The sequence below is a fragment of the Pseudaminobacter soli (ex Li et al. 2025) genome (assembly GCF_003012705.1).
Classification (GTDB): Bacteria; Pseudomonadota; Alphaproteobacteria; order Rhizobiales; family Rhizobiaceae; genus Pseudaminobacter; species Pseudaminobacter soli.
In genome coordinates, this window is sequence record NZ_PXYL01000014.1 from 56,292 (window position 1) to 72,243 (window position 15,952).

Sequence of the window (15,952 nt, forward strand, 5' to 3'; positions counted from 1 at the left end):
CTCATAAGACGAAGGCCAAGACAAGGCATATTAGTCACGCGAGAATTAAGTTTGCCGCTGTGAGAGAGTTGAGCGTCATGACTTCGCCCCACATTCCCGCCGACGAGATCCGCGCGGCCTTCTCCGCCGCCATGTCGGAGCTGTACCGGGCGGAAGTTCCCGCCTACGGTACGCTGATCGAACTGGTGCGCCAGGTGAACGATGAAACGCTCGCCGGGGACCCGGCCCTGCGCGAGCGGCTCGAGGACACCGACACGCTCGACCGTATCTCCGAAGAACGGCACGGCGCGATTCGCCTCGGCACGCCCGCCGAGCTTTCGATGATGCGCCGCGTCTTTGCGGTCATGGGCATGTATCCGGTCGGCTATTATGACCTGTCGACCGCGGGCGTTCCTGTCCATTCGACCGCCTTCCGTCCGGTCGGCGAGAAGGCGCTGAGCAAAAATCCGTTCCGCGTTTTCACCTCGCTTCTCCGGCTTGACCTGATCGCCGACGAGACCCTGCGCCGCGAGGCCGAGGAGATTTTGGGCAAGCGCCGGATATTCACGAACGAAGCGATCGCGCTGACGCAGAAGGCGGAACAGGAGGGCGGGCTCGACAAGGCGGACGCCGGCCGTTTCGTCGCCGAGGTGCTGGAGACCTTCCGCTGGCACGACAAGGCCAATGTCAGCCTCGAAATGTACCGCCGGCTCCACGATGCCCACCGGCTGGTCGCCGATGTTGTGTCCTTCAAGGGGCCGCATATCAACCATCTGACGCCCCGCACGCTCGATATCGACGCGGTCCAGGCGCGCATGCCCGAGCATGGGATCGCGCCCAAGGCGGTCGTCGAGGGTCCGCCGAGCCGCAAGTGCCCGATCCTGCTGCGTCAGACCTCGTTCAAAGCCTTGCAGGAAGCGGTGTCCTTCGCTGACGCAGACGGCAGCTGGAAGACCGGCTCCCACACCGCGCGCTTCGGCGAGATCGAGCAGCGCGGCATCGGTTTGACGCCGAAGGGCCGCGCCCTTTACGACGACCTGCTGAACCGCTCGCGCGCTGTCGTCCGCCCTGCGGCCGACGGCTCCAACGCCCACGAATATGAAGCAGCACTGGCCGAAGTCTTCCAGGCTTTCCCCGACAATTGGGACGATATCCGCGCCAATGGGCTGGGCTATTTTATCTACTCGCTGACCGAGAAGGGCCGGACCAGGCGGCTTCCGGATGCAGCGTTGTCGCTCGAAACCCTCATCGCCGAAGGCCTCATTCGCTTCGACCCGATCGTCTACGAGGACTTTTTGCCAGTCAGCGCCGCTGGCATTTTTCAGTCCAATCTTGGCGACGACGCGCAGCAGGAATTCAAGGCGAGCCCCAACCAGCTTCGCTTTGAAGCCGATCTCGGCGCGGCGGTGCTCAACGAGTTCGACCACTACGCGGCCATCGAACAGGGCTCGATCGAGGCCTGCCTCCGCGTGCTGACCGCCCAGGAAGCCGCGGAATAGGTTCTAGATGATCGACCGGGCGCACAGGGACGCGTTTCTGCACATCCTCGGCGACAAGGGGCTCGTCGAGGACGAGGGCGATGTTGCCGCCTATGAGACCGGCGCCCGCTACGACCGAGGCAAGGCGGCGTTGGTCCTGCGCCCACGCACCACGCAGGAGGTCTCGGCCGTCGTCGCCTACTGCGTCAGGAACGGCCTCGCGCTGGTGCCGCAGTCCGGCAACACCGGCCTCGTCTCCGGCTCGACGCCTGATGGCTCGGGCACGGAAATCGTACTCAGTCTCGACCGCGTGACGCAGGTCTTCGAACTCGATCTCGACAACCGCTCGCTGAAAGCCGGTGCCGGCCTTCGGCTTTCCGAAGTCAACCGGCGACTGGAGGAGCACGGTCTGTTCTTCCCGATCGATCTCGGCGCCGATCCATGCCTGGGCGGCATGGTGGCCACCAACACCGGCGGCTCGCGCTTCCTCCGCTACGGCGACGTTCGCCGCAACACGCTTGGCCTCACCGTCGTGCTGGGCGACGAGAACGGCACAGTGCTGGAGCTGTCCGCCGACCTGCGCAAGAACAACACTGGAGTCGATTGGAAGCAGCTTTTCATCGGCACGTCGGGTGCCTTCGGCATTGTCACCGAATGCGTCCTCAATCTTGAAAAAACGCCTCGCCAGGCCGCGACAGCGCTTCTTGTGCCCAAGAGCGCAGCGCACGTCATGCCGCTGCTGCGCGCCATGGAAGATCGGCTCGGCGTCTACCTCTCGGCCTTCGAGGGCATGTCCGGCAATGCCGTCGCCGCTGCACTCGACCACGTGCCGTCGCTGAGGAACCCGTTCCAGCGTGGTGTCGTGCCGCCCTACGTCATTCTTGCTGAGATCAGCCGGACCTGGGCCCCGCGTGAGGGCGAACAGGGGCTCGATGCAGTGCTGGAAAACGTGCTCGCCGAGATTTGGGAAAGCGAGGAGGCGCCGCTGGCCGATGCCTTCGTCGGCCCTGCCCATGAGACCTGGGCGCTGCGCCATGCGCTGTCGGAAGGCGTCAAGCATTCCGGCCGGCTGATCGCCTTCGACCTCTCCTTCCGGCGCGGGCAGATCATGGCGTTCTGCGAGCGAATGAAGACGGAAATGCCGAGCCTCTTCCCGGAAGTGACCATCTGCGACTTCGGCCATATCGGCGATGGCGGCGTGCATCTCAACCTCGTCGTGCCACGTGACAGCGCGGCCGCCTCCGACGCAGACTACGAGCGCCGGCTGCGCGACTGGGTCTTCCGCATCACCGTCGAGGATTTCGGCGGCAGCTTCAGCGCCGAGCATGCCATCGGCCGCAAGAACCAGGCCTATTACGACCTCTACACCAACCCCGAAATCAAGCGCCTTGCCCAAGGCCTCAAGGCGATAACCTCGCCCGGCCGCCTCGGCACCGCGCGCTTTGGATGAAAAAGGAGCCCGTCATGAACATTGCAGCGAAAGCGGTAAACGTCGTCGAGGAAGCCGCCGCGATCCTCAGCAAGCTCGGTGTCGCCGAGCAGCTCTACAAGGGCGGAGACATGCCCTCCTATTCGCCGGTCACCGGCCAGGAGATTGCAAGGCTGAAGACGGTTTCGGCCGCCGAGGCCGCCGCCAAGATCGAAGCCGCCGACAAGGCCTTCCGCGCCTGGCGCAACGTCCCTGCCCCCAAGCGCGGTGAGCTGATCCGCCTGCTGGGCGAGGAACTGCGCGCCGCCAAGGCCGATCTCGGCCGCCTTGTCTCGATCGAGGCCGGCAAGATCACCTCCGAGGGTCTCGGCGAGGTGCAGGAAATGATCGACATCTGCGACTTTGCCGTCGGTCTTTCGCGCCAGCTCTACGGCCTCACCATCGCCACCGAACGCCCTGGTCACCGCATGATGGAAACCTGGCATCCGCTTGGCGTCGTCGGCATCATCACCGCCTTCAACTTCCCGGTTGCCGTCTGGTCGTGGAATACCGCGCTGGCGCTTGTCTGCGGCAACGCCGTGGTCTGGAAACCTTCGGAAAAGACGCCGCTCACCGCCCTGGCCAGCCAGGCCATTCTCGAACGCGCCATCGCCCGCTTCGGCGAGGTGCCGGAAGGTCTCAGCCAGGTGCTGATCGGCGACCGTGCCATCGGCGAGGTTATGGTCGACAACCCGAAGGTGCCGCTGGTGTCGGCCACGGGCTCGACCCGCATGGGCCGCGAGGTCGGCCCGCGCCTTGCCAAGCGCTTCGCTCGCTCCATCCTGGAACTCGGCGGCAACAATGCCGGCATCGTCTGCCCGTCGGCCGATCTCGACATGGCGCTGCGCGCCGTGGCCTTCGGCGCCATGGGCACCGCTGGCCAGCGCTGCACGACGCTGCGCCGCCTCTTCGTCCATGAGAGCGTCTATGACACGCTCGTCCCGCGCCTGAAGAAGGCCTATGCCAGCGTGTCGGTCGGCAATCCGCTCGAGACCTCGGCGCTGGTCGGCCCGCTGATCGACAAGCCGGCCTTCGACAACATGCAAAAGGCGCTGACCGAGGCGAAGGCGCAGGGTGGCACCGTCACCGGCGGCGAGCGCGTGGAAGCCGGCCAGGCGACCGCCTACTACGTCAAGCCAGCGCTGGTCGAAATGCCGAAGCAGCAGGGGCCCGTGGTCGAAGAGACCTTCGCGCCGATCCTCTACGTAATGAAGTACACCGATTTCGACGCCGTGATTGCCGAGCACAATGCCGTCGGCGCCGGCCTCTCCTCCTCGATCTTCACGCTCGACATGCGTGAGGCCGAAACCTTCCTTTCGAGCGAGGGTTCGGATTGCGGCATCGCCAACGTCAATATCGGCACTTCGGGCGCCGAGATCGGCGGCGCGTTCGGCGGTGAGAAGGAAACCGGCGGCGGCCGTGAATCCGGCTCGGACGCCTGGAAGGCCTATATGCGCCGCGCCACCAACACCGTGAACTATTCGAAAGCCCTGCCGCTGGCACAGGGCGTTTCCTTCGACATCGAATAGGCGCTGCGATGACCGTGATGAACAAGATCGAAGGGGCCGGCTTTGCGCCGGCCTCGCGGATTTCCGCAATCGGTGTCTCCGAAATCCTGGCCATCGGCGCCAGGGCGCAAGCCATGAAGCGCGAAGGCAAGCCGGTCATCATCCTCGGCGCGGGCGAGCCGGATTTCGACACGCCCGACCATGTGAAGCAGGCGGCCTCGGACGCCATGCAGCGCGGCGAGACGAAATATACCGCACTCGACGGCACACCGGCGCTCAAGGCCGCCATCCGCGACAAGTTCCAGCGTGAGAACGGCCTGTCCTACGAGCTCGACGAGATCACCGTCGCCACCGGCGCCAAGCAGGTGCTGTTCAACGCGATGATGGCGACGCTCAATCCGGGCGACGAGGTCATCATTCCGACCCCGTACTGGACGTCCTATTCGGACATCGTCGAGATCGCCGAGGGCCGGCCGGTCCTCATCGCCTGCGACGCCGAGGCCGGCTTCCGCCTGACCGCCGAACAGCTCGAACAGGCGATCACGCCGAAGACGCGCTGGGTGATGCTGAACTCGCCGTCCAATCCCTCGGGTGCTGCCTACAGTGCCGAGCATTACCGCCCCTTGCTCGACGTCCTGCTCCGGCACCCGCATGTCTGGCTACTGGTCGACGACATGTATGAGCACATCGTCTATGACGGCTTCGACTTCGTCACGCCGGCAGCGCTCGAGCCCCGGCTCAAGGATCGCACGCTGACGGTGAACGGCGTGTCGAAAGCCTACGCCATGACCGGCTGGCGCATCGGCTATGCGGGCGGGCCGAAGGCGCTGATCAAGGCCATGGCCGTTGTGCAGAGCCAGTCCACCTCGTGCCCGTCCTCAGTCAGCCAGGCGGCGGCGGTGGCTGCCCTCAGCGGCCCGCAAGGCTTCATCGCCGAGCGGCGTGATAGCTTCAAGGCGCGGCGCGATCTGGTGGTGGCAGCCCTGAACGAGATCGACGGTATCGATTGCCGCGTTCCGGAAGGTGCCTTCTACACCTTCGCCAGCTGCGCCGGCATGATCGGGCGGATCACGCCGTCGGGCGAGCGGATCGCGAGCGATCGCGACTTCACGAACTATCTGCTGCGGGAGGCGCTTGTCGCCGTCGTGCCGGGAAGCGCGTTCGGCCTGTCGCCTTACTTCCGCATTTCCTACGCAACATCCCAGGCAGAGCTGCAGGAAGCGCTTTCGCGCATCGCTGCGGCCTGCGCCAAGCTTGGCGCCTAACAGAGACGGCGCCCGATATGAAACAATGTCGGGCGCCGCACCATCCGGGTACTATTCGAGCTTGAGGTCAAGGCTGCGTTCCTCGCCGATGCCGAGTTCGATGTCGGCCTGCCCCGCGCGGCCATCGGAGTCGCTTGCGACCACGCGCCATTTCCCGGCGGGCAAAATCGTCGACATGTCTTCGGACGAACCGACTTCATAGATCGCATCGGTAGCCGGCGTGTCGGTCGCATCGAGCGCAAAGACCGAATAGACGGTGTTGGCGGCTCGTTCGCCCGCGGCCGGTGTGGCGCTTGCCGTCAGCCGGGAGCCGCCCAAGTCAAAGTCGAGCGCCGTCTTGCTGCCCGGCGCCACCATGACCTCCTTTTCCACCGTCACCGTGCCGCTCTTGAGGCCAATGTGCCAACGCCCGGGCGGCAGGGGCGCGTTTGGAGCGGCCTGCTGGATCTCGATTGTCTTTGCCGGAGACAGCGCCTGGGCAGGCTCGAGGGTCCAGAACGCGTCGCGCCAATCGTCGATCGGCGGCGCCTGCGGCCCGAGCCGCGCGGAGAGCGCCAGTTCGCCACCGCCCACGACGACACGCGCCACCCGCTCCTCGGCGGCGCTGACCTCGGCGCTTGCCGGCACATCCGCCCCGGCAATCGACAGCGTCACCGGATATCGGCCTTCCGGCAGCACGAGCCGCGGGCGCGCCTGTCCTGAAATGGTCTGCGCCCTGTCGCCCTCGCCGATCCGCCAGGAGAGCATGGCCGCGTCGTCCAGTGTCTCGGCTTCGCCGTCGAAAGCGGCTTCCAGCACGACCGTGCCGAGCCTGAAATCGAGCGTTACCGCAGCCGGCGCACCCGGCACGACCGTCGCGAGCGCGGTTGCCTCGAGCCCCTTGAGCTTGGCGCCAATCTTGTAACGGCCGGGCGCCAGCAGAAGCGAGGGACGAGCAAGGCTTGGGATCTCGACTTTGCCCTGCCCTTCATCCGGCTCCAGGGTCCATTGGACGCCAGCTGCTTCAAGATCACCGAAGGGCGCGGCCGACTTGTTTGCAGCAAGCGCCAAATCGAGGCGGCCTGCCGGCACCTCGACTTCATAGGTTTTGCCTTCCTCACCGGTGACGATGACACTCGCCTTGCCTTGTGCGTTGGCAGCGCTGGCGACAACCTCATAGGTTCCGGCTGCGAGGTCGAGGGAAAGGGCACGGCTTTCGCCGGCAAAGACGGTCTCATGTTTGTCGTCCTTCACCTCCCAGCGCACGGGCGCGTCGACAATGGGCCCCAGCCCCTGCGCCACGGCGGCGAGACCGACGCGCACGATATGCGGCGGCTCGGGGACGGGAGCCGGTTCCGTAGGAGGCGCTGGCTGCGGCGCAGGTTCGGAAACGACCGGCGCGGCGGCGATCTCTTCCTTGATGGTGTCCAGCGATTGCGTCAGTTGCGACGCGCTGCCGACATCGAAGAACTTTCCGCCGCCATTTTCGGCGATGCAGGAAAGCTGCGTCGCTTCGCCCTTGGCAAGGCCGAAGCCGACGACATGGATTATGAGCGAGGGATTGGTTTTCCTGAGCTCGCTTGCCACCGCACAAGGGTCGGCATTGCATGTCTCTATGCCGTCGCTGACGAGGATGATGGAGCCGCCATTGGCGGGCAGCAGCTTTGCCGCCTGCGACAGGGATTGCGAAAGCGGCGTCTTGCCGCGCGCCCTGAGCGGCTTGAGCTTCTGCTGAACCTCGCTTGCCGAAACCGGCCCCATCTCCACGAGAGTTTCGATGTCGGCGCAATCCGACTTGCGCCGATGGCCATAGGCGATCAAGGCAAGCTCGCCCCCCGCCGGCCATTTCGCAAGCGTCTCGGTCACCACCCTCCTTGCCGCGTCGAGCTTGGTATCTCCATCCGGCTCCCGGGCCGCCATGCTGCCGGAGGCGTCGAGGATGATCACCGACGGGGCGGGCTGGTCGGCACGGGCGAATGCGCCCATGGCGAGCATGATCAGGAAGGCGAGAAGGCTGGACCTCATACTAGCATCCCGGGTTGCAGGCATCGACCGTCAGCGTGTAGGCGCCGGTCGTCCCTTGCGTGTTCTTCTTGCGCGTAAAGGCTTTCGATATCTTCATGGTCAGGCCGGCGCGCTCTACGTCGAAGGTGACGGGGCCGTCGTTCATGGCGCGCGTCATGATGAAATGCGCTCCCTTGTAAGGCAGAGCATAGTCGATGACCTCCGGCCACAGGCTCAGCACCGGCAGCATGATGTGGACGACCTTCACACGCAGATCGTCGAAATCGACCGCCGCCGGCTGAAGCTCCAGGCGCAAGGTCTTTTCGCGCAGTTCGGCCCGTACCGGCACGCGGAAGAAGGCCGGCGTCATGACGTATTGGGTTATCAAGCCGCCCTGGTCGATGATGGATTTGACCGGGTTGAAGTCGGGCGCGACCTGATTTTTGCTGACGCCGAGATTCTTTTCATAGATGGCCGGGAAGTCGTCCAGCACGAAGGGCTCAATGCGCAGGGTGCGGAATACCGTTCCCTGGGCGAGGCCGGGAAACAGCACCGGCACGGCATTGTCCCAGGACTTGATGCTCTTCGCATTGCCGACGAATTCGCCGGTAAGCGCAATCACGTCACCCTTAGCGTCCTTTGGATAGCGCAGGATGAGCTGGCCGGTGATGCCGATCGAATATTGCCACCAGATCCCGCTGGGGGCGCTGAATTCAGCCGACATCGTGCCCTCGATCGGCCCCTGGAAGGTCTGGCAGAGCGCCTCGAAAACTCGGTTTGCCAAGAAAGTGGAAATTGCGGTCGCCATCTTCTGGTGGGCCAGCAAACGTTCGAAGCCTTGGGGGGAGATCTTTATCCGGCCGCCCTCCAACTTGGGCTCGTAGGTCGTCACCCCCTTCCAACCGAGTTCGATGCTTTCCTTGAGCACCGTGTTCTGCTTGACCGCCGGGATCATTCCCACCAGCTTGGTCGGGATGTTCTCCTTTGCCCAGTCGCCGAGGAAATTTTCCGGCTCGATAATCAGGCCAAGATAGAAATCGACGAATTTCAGTCCGTTTATGATCACGTCGAGCTGGTCGCAGACGACATTGCCCTGCGTGATCTGCGCGATCGCCCGCCGCCCTTCGGCGCGCGCCTGCCGGGCGCCACGCAACCATTCCTTGATCTGGCGAGTTGCCGGGGCGATCGCAGGCCGAATGGCCGGCACCTCTTTGCGCAGCTTTTCCAGGTGACGATAGCCGACCGCCCATTGCGGCGCCTCGCCACAAGGCACGGCTTCCTTGCCGTCGTCGGCGAGTTCCTTCAGCCGCTGTGCCAATTCATCCTTGGCCGGCGATGGCGGCAGATCGCCGACGCGCTCCAGCAGCGCATCGGTCGCCTCGCAGATCACCTCGGTGAGCCCGGCCGCCTCTTCCTCGATCTCGTCTTGCGGTATGGCCTCGCACTGTTCCTCGGCCTCCAGTTCGGTGACGTCGAATTCGGCAGTCCCGCTATAGGCATTCTCCGCGTCGGCCGCTTCGACCTCATGCGTGCCCGTTACTTTCGGGGTGAACAGGACTTCGAAATTGCCGTCCCGGCCCACCTCGGCGCTGAGCACGCTTGGCTTTTCGCGCGTGAACATGGTGGTCGCCTTCGCCGGCGCGTCATCGTCCCCGCACTTGCTTTCCGGCTCCGGACCGTCCGGCTCGAACTCCTGCGGCGGCGTGACGGTGACCAGAAGCGACTTGCCCGCAAGATCGCGCGATGTGATGCCGCTGATCCTTACGGCCTTGCCGCGCACCGTGGCGACCTTTTCCCCGGGCACGGCGACGGCGCCAGCCGGCTTGTCGGCAATCTCGACGGCAAGATAGATCTGGACCTGCCTGCTGTCACCAGCATCCTGGGCAAGCGCCTGGAGCGCCGACAGCGCAAGAAAGAGCACCAGCCACAGAAGCCGCCTCATGGCGCGCTTCCCGGCGGCGCGAAGATGAACTGGTCATCTGAAAGTTCTGGGTCGACCACCGGCTCGATCAGGAATATGCGCTGGTCGATCATACCTGCCGGGCTGTTCACCTCCGCGTCGACCACCACCTTGCGAACCAGACCGCTGTCCTGATCGATCCACACCGTCGTCGGCCGCTTCTCCACCGTCACCACGCCAGTGACGCGCTGGTCGGCCACGATCTTGCGGCAGCGGCGGCCGGCAAGCTCGTCGTCGCCATTTTCGCGTGGCTCGATCAGGCCATAGGTCGGCCCCGGCAGTTTGGCCTGGGGAAAAAGATGCGGTGCGATCAGATTTGCCGAATCCTTCGTCGGCGATTGCGCGGTCAGGAAGGCGACGGCCCCCTTGCCGCCGTCATGCACGGTGTGGACGCCCGTCGCTTTCCACCAGCTTTGAAAGGCGCCTCCATCGCACCAGATGACCAACGCGTCGCCACCGGCGGCCGGATCAGCGTCGAATCGGAAGAAGAAGTTGCGCGGCGCCCTGAAGAGCGTGCGGAAGCTGTGGCGCTCCGTGACCAGCGGGTTGCCGGGCCATTGGTAGCGCACCTCCACCGTGCCCTGGTCGCTGTAGGACGCAAGTTTGCGATAGCGCGCGCTGACAGGGCCCATGACATCGTCCTCGGGCGCCTCGATTTCTTCCTGGCTCCGGGCCATCCGCACTCCGCTCAGCCACACCCCCAGGGCGAGAGGCAAGCCAAAGGTGAAACCGCGCCTGGACAATCCATTCTCCCGCGCGACCGCGTCGAGACGACTGGAGGCGGCGGTCCTGTGCGATGGAGGCATCACCCCCTCCCCTGCATTGGAATCAGCAGGCCGAGATCGGCCTGCCGGCAAAGGCTTGTCTTCTCGAAGAGGTGAGCAAAAGCGGGCGCCTGGCCGTCGCGAACAAGCGACGGCGCTTCAGCGATGCGCCTCACAGCCTGAAGATTTGTCCCCGAATGCACCACAGCCCGTCCCCGACCGCAGAAATCCAACTGGCGCGGCGAGCATATTGCAATCCGGCGGTTCTTGCCAGCCGGCGGCCGGCGCCCGGATCGACAGTGATTCTCGCGATTCGTGATTCGCCGATCCTTGGTCCGGCCGCTTTCGGGATAAGTGATTCATCGACGGGCCGCGGCCAAATCAGACGACGGGGCACAATTCGGATCTTGAGCTAGAGCCGGATGCTTCTCGAACGCAGCGCACCTGAAGGAAAAGCCAGGAATTCCGCGGATTGCGGGAAACGAAGCCACGCCGCGCGAACCCGCTGCAGCGCTGGACGGTTTTGGTAAACTAAAGAATTCTTGGGGAATTTGGTGGAGCCAAGCGGGATCGAACCGCTGACCTCTTGCATGCCATGCAAGCGCTCTCCCAGCTGAGCTATGGCCCCACAATCCGGCATAACCGGGTGCCGTTTCCGGCGGGAAGGTCGTTCTGGCGTTTCGTCCCGAACCGACCGTGAGGCGGCTTCTAGCGCCCCATTTTGAGAAGATCAAGCCTCTTTCTAGCTTTTTCTCAAACCAAAGCATCGGACTGAAAATTGGAAGCCGGTTTCCCGGAATTTCCGATGCTCTTCAAAGTGCCAGATCGCCCTGCACGCCCGAACGGACGCGGCGATGTGGTGCGCCGGCCATGCGGCGCACCAGCAAAACATCAGCTTTCGTCGTCGTCGCCGACGCCGATGATGCCCGAAACGTCGTCGTTGTCTTCTTCCTCGTCCTCGAGGAAGGTGTCATCATCATCGCCGAGGTCGACATCTTCGTCGTCATCGATGGAGATGATGTCCTCGTCGCCCTTGGTCTCGTCATCGGCATCCTCGAGCGAGACGATGTCCGCGCTCTCTTCTTCCGTGTCGATACCGCGTTCTTCGACCTCGTCCTCCTCCTCTTCGACAACCTTGCTACTAGTCGTCGTCTCGAAGAAGGAGAGCGGGTAGGACTTGCCCGTGTAGGGCGAAACGATCGGATCCTTGTTGAGGTCGTAGAATTTACGCCCCGTCTCGGGATCGATGCGCTTTGTGCCAAGCTCTGGTTTAGCCACCGTAGATCCTCGTTTGTAAAGGTTGGTCCCCTTAACCGCAGTTTAGGGCACTGTCAAAGCCAAAAAAACGCGATTTTTCGCGCTGCCGCAAGCCTTTGGAGCGCTCGCCCCCGCGGGGGGATGACCGCCGCCGCCACCCATGATAGGAGACCGCGCCAGCAACAGGAAAGCCAGCCTTTTCCGTTTTTGCCAAGAGGTTATCGTCATGTCGCACCAAGCCCTTCCCAAACCCGCGGTGGCGAACCGCTCGCCCGCGCTCTCCGGCAAGGTTCGCATGCCGGGCGACAAGTCGATCTCCCACCGCTCCTTTATGTTTGGCGGCCTGGCTTCGGGCGAGACGCGCATCACCGGCCTGTTGGAAGGCGAAGACGTGCTGCGCACTGGCGAAGCCATGAAGGCGATGGGCGCGAGAATCGAGAAAAACGGCGAAGAATGGATCATCCAGGGCACCGGAAATGGCTGCCTGCTCGAACCTAAGGCACCGCTCGATTTCGGCAATGCCGGCACTGGCTCCCGCCTGACCATGGGCCTCGTCGGCACCTACGATATGGAAACCACCTTCATCGGCGACGCCTCGCTTTCCGGCCGCCCGATGGGCCGCGTGCTGAACCCGCTTCGCGAAATGGGAGTGCAGGTGATCAATGCCGCGCCCGGCGACCGCATGCCGCTGACGCTGCGCGGACCCAAGGTCGCTGCGCCCATCAGCTACCGCGTGCCGATGGCATCGGCGCAGGTGAAGTCGGCCGTGCTGCTCGCCGGCCTCAACACCCCGGGCATCACCACCGTGATCGAGCCGGTGATGACGCGCGACCACACTGAAAAGATGCTACAGGGCTTTGGCGCCAATCTCGAGGTGGAAACCGACAAGGACGGCGTGCGCCACATCCGCATCGAAGGCCAGGGCAAGCTCTCCGGCCAGGTCATCGCGGTGCCGGGCGACCCCTCCTCCGCCGGCTTCCCACTGGTGGCGGCCCTCATCGTGCCGGGCTCGGACATCGTCATCGAAAACGTGCTGATGAACCCGACCCGAACCGGCCTCATCACCACGCTTATCGAAATGGGCGCGCAGATCGAGCTCATGAACCCGCGCAATGCCGGCGGCGAGGACGTGGCCGACCTGCGCGTGCGCTCATCCGAGCTCAAGGGCGTGACCGTGCCCGCCGAGCGTGCGCCGTCGATGATCGACGAATATCCGGTGCTGGCCGTGGCAGCCTCCTTCGCCGAGGGAGAGACCTTGATGCAGGGTCTCGAGGAGCTGCGCGTGAAGGAAAGCGACCGCCTCGCGGCCGTCGCGCGCGGGCTCGAAGCCAATGGTGTAGACTGCACCGAAGGCGAAGTAACGCTTGCCGTGCGCGGCAAGCCCGGCGGCAAGGGCCTTGGCGGCGGCACGGTGAAGACCCATCTCGATCATCGTATCGCGATGAGCTTCCTGGTCATGGGCCTGGCGGCCGAAAAGCCGGTCACCGTCGACGACCAGACCATGATCGCCACCAGCTTCCCGGAATTCATGGGGCTGATGACGGGCATGGGCGCGAAGATCGAAACCATGGACGCGGCAGCGTGAGCGGATTCGTCATAGCCATCGATGGCCCCGCGGGTGCGGGCAAGGGCACGCTTGCCCGCCGGCTGGCCGACTATTACCGCCTCAACCTTCTCGACACCGGCCTGACCTATCGGGCCGTGGCGCATATGCTGATCCTGAAAGGCTGGCCGCTCGACGACGAGGCGCATGCGCTGGAAGCGGCACGCCTGGTCGACCTCGGCCAGCTGGACCGCGCCGTGCTCTCGGCCCACGATGTGGGCGAAGCCGCATCCAAGGTGGCGGTCATCCCTGCGGTGCGGCGGGCGCTCGTGGAAAAGCAGCGTACCTTTGCGGCCACTGCGCCGGGCGCGGTGCTCGACGGGCGCGACATCGGCACCGTCGTCTGCCCCGATGCCGACGTTAAACTCTACCTCACCGCTTCGGCCGACGTGCGCGCACGGCGGCGGCTGAACGAGATCGAGGAAAAGGGCGGATATGCCGAGTTTTCCGAAATCCTGGCCGACATCCAGCGCCGCGACGAGCGCGATATGGGACGCGCCGATTCCCCGCTCAGGCCCGCCGAGGACGCGCACTTGCTCGACACGTCGGAAATGGATATAGAAGCCGCGTTTCTTGCGGCCAAGGCAATCGTTGACGATGCAATGGCCAAGAGAGGCACTGCCTGAGCACGAATTTCCGCACTGTTCCCTTGCCGGAACCTGCGGAGGTCTCCATATCGGGCACGAACCCGCCTGCCAGCATTCACTTGCGCCGGAAAAACCGCTTATAGCGGTACAGGGCTAGAAAAGCCCGGGAACGCCGGCAGGCCAACGCAACACGAACCCCAGGCGCCTGTCCCTCATGAGGGGCACTCCAGGAGATCATATGTCACAAGCTATTCCCACTCGCGACGATTTCGCGAGCATGCTCGAAGAATCCTTCTCGGATGGTCATTCGGGCGAAGGCCAGGTCGTTCGCGGCACCATCACCGCGATCGAGAAGGACATGGCCATCATCGACGTCGGCCTGAAGGTCGAAGGCCGCGTTCCGCTGAAGGAATTCGGCGCCAAGGCCAAGGACGGCACGCTGAAGATCGGCGACACCGTCGAGGTCTATGTCGAGCGCATCGAGAACGCCTTGGGCGAAGCCATGCTGTCGCGCGACAAGGCCCGCCGCGAAGAGAGCTGGGTCAAGCTCGAAGAGAAGTTCAACAAGGGTGAGCGCGTCGAAGGCGTCATCTTCAACCAGGTCAAGGGCGGCTTCACCGTCGATCTGGACGGCGCTGTTGCCTTCCTGCCGCGTTCGCAGGTCGACATCCGTCCGATCCGCGACGTCACCCCGCTCATGCACAACCCGCAGCCCTTCGAGATCCTCAAGATGGATCGCCGTCGCGGCAACATCGTTGTCTCGCGCCGCACCGTGCTCGAAGAGAGCCGCGCCGAGCAGCGTTCGGAAATCGTGCAGAACCTCGAAGAAGGCCAGGTGGTCGAAGGCGTGGTCAAGAACATCACCGACTACGGTGCGTTCGTTGACCTCGGCGGCATCGACGGCCTGCTGCACGTCACCGACATGGCATGGCGCCGCGTCAACCATCCGACCGAGATCCTCAACATCGGTCAGACGGTCAAGGTGCAGATCATCCGCATCAACCAGGAAACCCACCGCATCTCGCTCGGCATGAAGCAGCTCGAGAGCGATCCGTGGAGCGAGATCGGCACCAAGTTCCCGCTCGGCAAGAAGATCCGCGGCACGGTCACCAACATCACCGACTACGGCGCCTTCGTGGAGCTGGAGCCGGGCATCGAGGGCCTGATCCACGTTTCGGAAATGTCGTGGACGAAGAAGAACGTGCACCCCGGCAAGATCCTCTCGACCTCGCAGGAAGTCGACGTGGTCGTGCTCGAGGTCGATCCGGCCAAGCGCCGCATCTCGCTGGGTCTCAAGCAGACGCTGGAGAACCCGTGGGAAGCCTTCGCTCGCAACCATCCGGTTGGCAGCCAGGTCGAGGGCGAGGTCAAGAACAAGACCGAGTTCGGCCTGTTCATCGGCCTGGAAGGCGACGTGGACGGCATGGTGCACCTGTCCGACCTCGACTGGAACCGTCCGGGCGAGCAGGTCATCGAAGAGTACAACCGCGGCGACGTGGTCAAGGCTCAGGTGCTCGACGTCGACATCGACAAGGAGCGCATCTCGCTCGGCATCAAGCAGTTGTCGCGTGACGCCGTCGGCGAAGCCGCCTCGTCGGGTGAACTGCGCAAGAACGCCGTCGTCACCGCCGAAGTGACCGGTATCAAGGATGGTGGTCTCGAAGTGCGTCTCGTCGACCACGACATCGAAACCTTCATCAAGCGTTCGGACCTGTCGCGCGACCGTGACGAGCAGCGCCCCGAGCGCTTCACTGTCGGCCAGAAGGTCGATGCGCGCGTCATCGCCTTCGACAAGAAGACCCGCAAGCTGCAGGTCTCGATCAAGGCGCTGGAAATCGCCGAAGAGAAGGAAGCGGTTGCCCAGTACGGCTCGACCGACTCCGGCGCTTCGCTCGGCGACATCCTGGGCGCTGCCCTGAAGAACCGCGGCAGCAAGGAAGACTAATAGTCTTCTCGCTTGCCAGTGAACGGAAAACCCCGCCGGAGCGATCCGGCGGGGTTTTTGTTTGGGCCAACAGCCGAAAGGACGGAACGAAATTCCATCGCGGCTGACATTGCTCTAGGCTGACACGAATTCGACCGACTCACATGATCGACCAT

The 15,952-nt window shown here is 64.1% G+C and carries 11 protein-coding genes and 1 tRNA gene; 7 read left to right on the plus strand and 5 right to left on the minus strand.

Annotated features, from left to right (window positions below; all coding sequences use genetic code 11):
- Window positions 1–77 precede the first annotated feature (77 nt).
- From hglS to C7I85_RS22400, 4 genes are read left to right on the plus strand one after another with little or no spacing between them, the layout of a single operon-like run.
- On the plus strand, window positions 78–1,478 hold the full coding sequence (gene hglS / locus C7I85_RS22385; RefSeq protein ID WP_106726244.1) for a 2-oxoadipate dioxygenase/decarboxylase HglS: 1,401 nt from the start codon (window positions 78–80) through the stop codon (window positions 1,476–1,478).
- Window positions 1,479–1,485: 7 nt separating this feature from the next.
- On the plus strand, window positions 1,486–2,907 hold the full coding sequence (locus C7I85_RS22390) for an FAD-binding oxidoreductase (protein ID WP_106726245.1): 1,422 nt from the start codon (window positions 1,486–1,488) through the stop codon (window positions 2,905–2,907).
- A 14-nt stretch (window positions 2,908–2,921) separates the two neighbouring features.
- Entirely contained in the window at window positions 2,922–4,454 is a 1,533-nt protein-coding gene (gene amaB, locus C7I85_RS22395; protein WP_106726246.1) for an L-piperidine-6-carboxylate dehydrogenase, read from the plus strand.
- Between the two features lie 8 nt (window positions 4,455–4,462).
- Window positions 4,463–5,698, plus strand: a complete 1,236-nt coding sequence (locus C7I85_RS22400; protein WP_106726247.1) for a pyridoxal phosphate-dependent aminotransferase — start codon at window positions 4,463–4,465, stop codon at window positions 5,696–5,698.
- Between the two features lie 51 nt (window positions 5,699–5,749).
- On the opposite strand, the gene C7I85_RS22405 is transcribed toward C7I85_RS22400, so the two are convergent.
- The 5 genes from C7I85_RS22405 to C7I85_RS22425 all read right to left on the minus strand — a co-directional run bounded on the left by C7I85_RS22405 (window position 5,750) and on the right by C7I85_RS22425 (window position 11,683).
- On the minus strand, window positions 5,750–7,702 hold the full coding sequence (locus tag C7I85_RS22405) for a VWA domain-containing protein (protein WP_181257278.1): 1,953 nt from the start codon (window positions 7,700–7,702) through the stop codon (window positions 5,750–5,752).
- 1 nt (window position 7,703) lies between these two features.
- Entirely contained in the window at window positions 7,704–9,623 is a 1,920-nt protein-coding gene (locus tag C7I85_RS22410) for a hypothetical protein (RefSeq protein WP_106726249.1), read from the minus strand.
- Entirely contained in the window at window positions 9,620–10,318 is a 699-nt protein-coding gene (locus C7I85_RS22415; protein WP_106726250.1) for a hypothetical protein, read from the minus strand. Before C7I85_RS22415 ends, C7I85_RS22410 begins: the two co-directional genes overlap by 4 nt.
- A 639-nt stretch (window positions 10,319–10,957) precedes the next feature.
- Window positions 10,958–11,033: transfer RNA gene (locus C7I85_RS22420), tRNA-Ala, on the minus strand.
- A 263-nt stretch (window positions 11,034–11,296) separates the two neighbouring features.
- The gene (locus tag C7I85_RS22425; RefSeq protein ID WP_106726251.1) at window positions 11,297–11,683 is read right to left on the minus strand and encodes a TIGR02300 family protein; all 387 of its coding nucleotides are present in this window, start codon (window positions 11,681–11,683) and stop codon (window positions 11,297–11,299) included.
- Window positions 11,684–11,888: 205 nt separating this feature from the next.
- Between C7I85_RS22425 and aroA the strand changes: the two genes are divergently transcribed.
- From aroA to rpsA, 3 genes are all read left to right on the plus strand, one after another.
- A complete protein-coding gene (gene aroA, locus C7I85_RS22430) occupies window positions 11,889–13,247 on the plus strand; it encodes a 3-phosphoshikimate 1-carboxyvinyltransferase (RefSeq protein ID WP_106726316.1) in 1,359 nt (452 codons plus the stop codon).
- Window positions 13,244–13,891: a (d)CMP kinase gene (gene cmk, locus C7I85_RS22435; RefSeq protein WP_106726252.1), complete on the plus strand. Its 648-nt coding sequence runs from the start codon at window positions 13,244–13,246 to the stop codon at window positions 13,889–13,891. The genes aroA and cmk overlap by 4 nt, the downstream gene beginning before the upstream one ends.
- Before the next feature lie 199 nt (window positions 13,892–14,090).
- Window positions 14,091–15,797: a 30S ribosomal protein S1 gene (gene rpsA, locus C7I85_RS22440; RefSeq protein WP_106726253.1), complete on the plus strand. Its 1,707-nt coding sequence runs from the start codon at window positions 14,091–14,093 to the stop codon at window positions 15,795–15,797.
- Window positions 15,798–15,952: the final 155 nt, after the last annotated feature.

Bases quoted from the DNA above. Each gene is read 5' to 3' on its own strand.
- hglS (WP_106726244.1), top strand. From the start codon at position 78: ATGACTTCGCCCCACATTCCCGCCGACGAGATCCGCGCGGCCTTCTCC.
- C7I85_RS22390 (WP_106726245.1), top strand. From the start codon at position 1,486: ATGATCGACCGGGCGCACAGGGACGCGTTTCTGCACATCCTCGGCGAC.
- amaB (WP_106726246.1), top strand. From the start codon at position 2,922: ATGAACATTGCAGCGAAAGCGGTAAACGTCGTCGAGGAAGCCGCCGCG.
- C7I85_RS22400 (WP_106726247.1), top strand. From the start codon at position 4,463: ATGACCGTGATGAACAAGATCGAAGGGGCCGGCTTTGCGCCGGCCTCG.
- C7I85_RS22405 (WP_181257278.1), bottom strand. From the start codon at position 7,702: ATGAGGTCCAGCCTTCTCGCCTTCCTGATCATGCTCGCCATGGGCGCA.
- C7I85_RS22410 (WP_106726249.1), bottom strand. From the start codon at position 9,623: ATGAGGCGGCTTCTGTGGCTGGTGCTCTTTCTTGCGCTGTCGGCGCTC.
- C7I85_RS22415 (WP_106726250.1), bottom strand. From the start codon at position 10,318: ATGGCCCGGAGCCAGGAAGAAATCGAGGCGCCCGAGGACGATGTCATG.
- aroA (WP_106726316.1), top strand. From the start codon at position 11,889: ATGTCGCACCAAGCCCTTCCCAAACCCGCGGTGGCGAACCGCTCGCCC.
- rpsA (WP_106726253.1), top strand. From the start codon at position 14,091: ATGTCACAAGCTATTCCCACTCGCGACGATTTCGCGAGCATGCTCGAA.